Below are 3,958 nucleotides of genomic sequence, written 5' to 3'. Positions count from 1 at the left end.
GGCGTGAGCACGAAGGCGCGTCGCAACAGTTCCTTGTGAGGCAGCGTCAGTCGCTCGTCTTCAAGCGACGCATCGCCATAAAAGAGAATGTCGATGTCGATGACGCGGGGTCCCCAGCGCACAGTCTCCACGCGTCCGAGATCGCGTTCGATCGTCTTGATCGCATCGAGCAGATCGCTGGGCGCGAGTTGCGTCGTCCCGATCGCGCAAGCATTCGCGTAGTCCGGTTGCTCGACGCCGCCCCACGGCGCCGTGCGATAAAGGGAAGATATCGCCCGGATCGCGACGACATTGCGCTTTTGCAGCGTTTCGATCGCGGTCTGAATGGAGCGGACCGGATCGCCGACGTTGCCGCCGAGGCCGATTCCGACCTCGACCGGATCAGGCGGAGTCGATGGCATGGAAGACCTTGAAAGCCGCGGCGTGCTCGGCGGCGTCGTGAACGCGAAAAACCGCGGCTCCGCGGGCGAGCGTCGCAAGGTTCGCAGCAAGGGTCCCGATCAGGCGACCCTCCACGCCGACGCCGAGCAGATCGCCGAACAGCCATTTGCGCGAGACGCCGATCAGCACAGGGAGGTCGAACGTTTCGCGGAGGCGCGACGTCGCCTGAAGCGCCCGCAGATTTTGCGCCTTGGTCTTGCCGAAGCCGATCCCCGGATCGATCAGCATATGTCGACTTGGGATGCCCGCCGTGTCGGCCAGCGCGAGCGATCGCTCGAAAAATCTCCGCATGTCGACCTCTATGTCGACTTCGGGATCGACCGTATCGCGGTTATGCATGATGACGACGGCCGCGCCGCCATCGGCGACGACGCCGGCCATCTCCGGGTCTCGCTGCAATCCCCACACGTCGTTGACGATGGAGACGCCTGCGGCGATCGAACGGCGCGCGACTTCGGCCTTGGAGGTATCGATCGAGACGGGCGTCGCGATGGCGCTAAGCAGCGGGCCGAGCAGCGGCGCCAGACGGCGCCACTCTTCGTCGAGCGGGACGGGCGTATGGCCCGGTCGCGTCGATTCGGCGCCGATATCGATGATGTCTGCCCCCTCGGCGACCAGCTTGCGCGCCTGCGCCAGCGCCGAGTCGAACGACTGAAAGCGTCCGCCGTCGGAAAATGAATCCGGCGTTACGTTGAGGATGCCCATGATCGCGGGCCTGACCCCGATGAGGTCCAGAAAAGAATCGCGCCGGTGGTCGCGCTCGGCCTTCGTCAGTTCGAAAATCGCTGGTTCTGCCATGACGGCAAGAATAGACCGATCGAGGCCCCGTCATCCAGAGGATCGTCAACTCCCGCCGATGCGGCGCGGCGCGAGTCCTCGAGCGTCGTCGTGGAAGCCCCGATAACATTCGGCGGCCGACGAACCGGACATTACCAGCCGAGGCGGAAGAATTGCATTGTGACCTCGATCACTGCACGAATGTCGGCGCCGACATATAAGGTCGTTCGGGGGTTTGAAAAACGATCGCTTGACCAACAGGTGGGGTTCGACAATGTCATTCACTTCCACTCTTATGGCGTCCGTCGTGCTGGCAAGCCAGGTTCACCCGACTTTGCTGCAGACGGTGGTCATTTCCGGTATCTGGCGTCCGTCGCAACCTATAAGCCCATGGCCGGGTTCAACCACGTCCTTGGAGCGATGCGCTTTGTCGGCTATTTTCTGCCGGCGCCGGATGCCTGCAAAGTGACGGTGTTCGAGGCCGCCGCGTACGACGAGGCGCTGGCCACGCCGCCGCGCCGGATCGATATCGTTGTCCGGGCAGGCGACCGAGCCCAGTTCGAGGCTGGCGACAATTCGGCCCTGGCGATTGCTTGCACGGCAGACGCGGACGCGATCAAGGTCGCTCCGCAAATCCGCACGAGCGTATCGGTCGCGCCCGCCAGCGAAGCCGTCCGGTAAGCGGACGGTGGGCGCGCGGCGCCGACCCCATCGATCTTGGTGTGATGGTGACGGGCGCAGGCTCGCCGCGACGGACGCCGCCCGCAACCCAGGTCACATCTTCTTGCCGTCCGGTCCGAACTGCTTGAGATAGGCGATCACGTTGGCGGCGTCCTGGTCGGTGGGCAGGCCCGGGAACGCCATCTTGGTGCCCGGCACCACGGCGCGCGGGTTGCGAAGGTACTTCATCAGCGTCGCCTCGTCCCAGGTCAAGCCGGAGGTCTTGTTCGGCTCGGAATAATTGTAGCCGGGATAGGTTCCGGCCTTGCGGCCGACAACGCCATTGAGGACAGGACCGACGAAATTCTTCGCGTTCTCGCCGATTTGGTGGCACGCCTTGCATATTTTGAAAGTGGCTTGCCCCGCTGCGGGGTCGCCGTCCGCCAAGGCCGCCCCTGACGTTGCGGCAAGGGCCAAAGCGGACACCATAACGGTCGCAAGAAAACCCTTCACGCGTTCCTCCTTGTCTGCATGCGCCTCGGTTTGGTCGATGAAGCCGCTGAGGCCGGCCGTTTGCGCTCGCGCGACCTCGCTTCAATTCGACGCGATGCGCGCTTCTATTTTTCTCGCGCCGGCGGAGGATCGTCAAGGAAGCATCCCGCAAATCATTTCCGAAGCGGCCGCCAGGGTTCGCGTTGGCCTCAAACGCCGTGACGTGCCCGATCGGAACGGCTGAACGGCGACGAAACGCGCGAATCACGGAAACGGCGAGGCAGACGAGGCGGCCAACGTCGCGACCCGTGCGGCTCGAAATGGGATATGGGGAGGCGCCGCCGAAGTCGTCAGCTCGGCCCTTCTCTCCGCTCGAACACGCGGCTCGCCCGGATGTCCTCCGCAGAGATCGTGGCGAGACGCTCGAGCGTCAAATCCTGTTCGCATTCGGCAAACAGGCGGTTCGCCTGCCTGAGCCTCGCACGGTCGAGCGCATTTCGCATCGAGCGGGCGTTCGCGAACAGAGGCTGAGCGCGACGAATGGGGATGTAGTCGGCGAGCGCCTGCCTGGCGTCGTCGCTGAGCTTGTAATTCAGCCCGGCGAGCATCTTCTCGCCGATGGCGAAAAGGTCGGCGTCCGAATAGTCGGGAAAGTCGATGTGGTGAGCGACCCGCGAGCGAAAGCCCGGATTGGACCGGAAGAAGCGGTCCATCTTGTCGGAGTAGCCGGCGAGGATGACGACGAGGTCGTCGCGGTTGTTCTCCATCACCTGCAGGAGGATCTCGATCGCCTCCTGCCCATAGTCGCGCTCGTTCTCCTGCCGGTACAGGTAATAGGCCTCGTCGATGAACAGGACGCCGCCCATCGCCTTCTTCAAGACCTCTTTCGTCTTCGGCGCCGTGTGGCCGATGTACTGGCCGACGAGGTCGTCGCGCGTCACCGCGACGAGATGGCCGCGTCGGACATAGCCGAGCTTGTGAAGGATTTGCGCCATGCGGGTGGCGACGGTCGTCTTGCCGGCGCCCGGGTTGCCGGTGAAGCTCATGTGCAGCGTCGGGGCCTCCGACGTCAGCCCGAATTTTTGCCGCACCCGGTCGACGAGCAAAAGCGCGGCGATCTCGCGGATGCGGGTCTTCACCGGCTTAAGCCCGACGAGCTCGTCGTCGAGCTGCTTGAGCACCGGGCCAACTCCCGACGCCGCGTACTCCTCGGCGAGGCTGACGGTCGGCTCGGCAGGAGTCTCGCGCGCGGCGTCGTTCATGCGTAGCGCTTCCCTTCCGGCTTATCGAGGCCGTAGCCGCGAACCGCATAGCGCTGCGTGCGGCCGGGCCCGGAAACGCGCTCGAGGCGGAAGCCCTCCTCGGTCTTTGGCCGGTTGACGATGAACGAGATGCGCACCGACTCCCAGCCGTGGCTCGAATCGAAGGCGGAGAGGCGGATGTACTTGTCGCCGTGGATTTTTCGGCAGGCGTCGAGCTCCATCAGCACGCCCTTGGCGTCGTGGAGGTCGAACATCGGCAGGCCCCACATGTCCCAGTAGGTGTTGCGCGGATGGGGATCGTCGGTGAACTCGAGGTTCACCGCCCA

Annotated in this window: 6 protein-coding genes; 1 reads left to right on the top strand and 5 read right to left on the bottom strand. The window is 64.3% G+C overall.

Annotation, left to right across the window (positions count from 1 at the left end; translation table 11 throughout):
- Positions 1 to 401 (bottom strand): 2-amino-4-hydroxy-6-hydroxymethyldihydropteridine diphosphokinase (gene folK / locus ACLP25_RS09660; RefSeq protein ID WP_442468985.1); only part of this gene is annotated, 401 nt, incomplete at its 3' end.
- A complete protein-coding gene (folP, locus tag ACLP25_RS09655) occupies positions 382 to 1,239 on the bottom strand; it encodes a dihydropteroate synthase (protein WP_442468984.1) in 858 nt (285 codons plus the stop codon). The genes folK and folP, both read right to left, overlap by 20 nt.
- 159 nt (positions 1,240 to 1,398) lie before the next feature.
- On the opposite strand from folP, the gene ACLP25_RS09650 reads away from it, so the two are divergent.
- The gene (locus tag ACLP25_RS09650) at positions 1,399 to 1,899 is read left to right on the top strand and encodes a hypothetical protein (RefSeq protein ID WP_442468983.1); all 501 of its coding nucleotides are present in this window, start codon (positions 1,399 to 1,401) and stop codon (positions 1,897 to 1,899) included.
- A 93-nt stretch (positions 1,900 to 1,992) separates the two neighbouring features.
- On the opposite strand, the gene ACLP25_RS09645 is transcribed toward ACLP25_RS09650, so the two are convergent.
- The 3 genes from ACLP25_RS09645 to ACLP25_RS09635 all read right to left on the bottom strand — a co-directional run.
- Complete coding sequence (locus ACLP25_RS09645) at positions 1,993 to 2,367, bottom strand: c-type cytochrome (RefSeq protein ID WP_442468986.1); 375 nt, start codon at positions 2,365 to 2,367, stop codon at positions 1,993 to 1,995.
- Positions 2,368 to 2,720: 353 nt separating this feature from the next.
- A complete protein-coding gene (cbbX, locus tag ACLP25_RS09640; protein ID WP_442468982.1) occupies positions 2,721 to 3,632 on the bottom strand; it encodes a CbbX protein in 912 nt (303 codons plus the stop codon).
- Positions 3,629 to 3,958 (bottom strand): ribulose bisphosphate carboxylase small subunit (locus ACLP25_RS09635; RefSeq protein WP_442468981.1); only part of this gene is annotated, 330 nt, incomplete at its 5' end. The genes ACLP25_RS09635 and cbbX, both read right to left, overlap by 4 nt.

The sequence above is a fragment of the Roseiarcus sp. genome (genome assembly GCF_052145395.1).
Classification (GTDB): domain Bacteria; phylum Pseudomonadota; class Alphaproteobacteria; order Rhizobiales; family Beijerinckiaceae; genus Roseiarcus.
Note: the sequence above shows the minus strand (reverse complement) of the source record. Positions and strands in the feature narration are given on the sequence as shown.

What these genes read in the sequence shown, in the direction of transcription:
- folP (WP_442468984.1), bottom strand. Translation starts at nt 1,239, where the DNA reads ATGGCAGAACCAGCGATTTTCGAACTGACGAAGGCCGAGCGCGACCAC.
- ACLP25_RS09645 (WP_442468986.1), bottom strand. Translation starts at nt 2,367, where the DNA reads ATGGTGTCCGCTTTGGCCCTTGCCGCAACGTCAGGGGCGGCCTTGGCG.
- cbbX (WP_442468982.1), bottom strand. Translation starts at nt 3,632, where the DNA reads ATGAACGACGCCGCGCGCGAGACTCCTGCCGAGCCGACCGTCAGCCTC.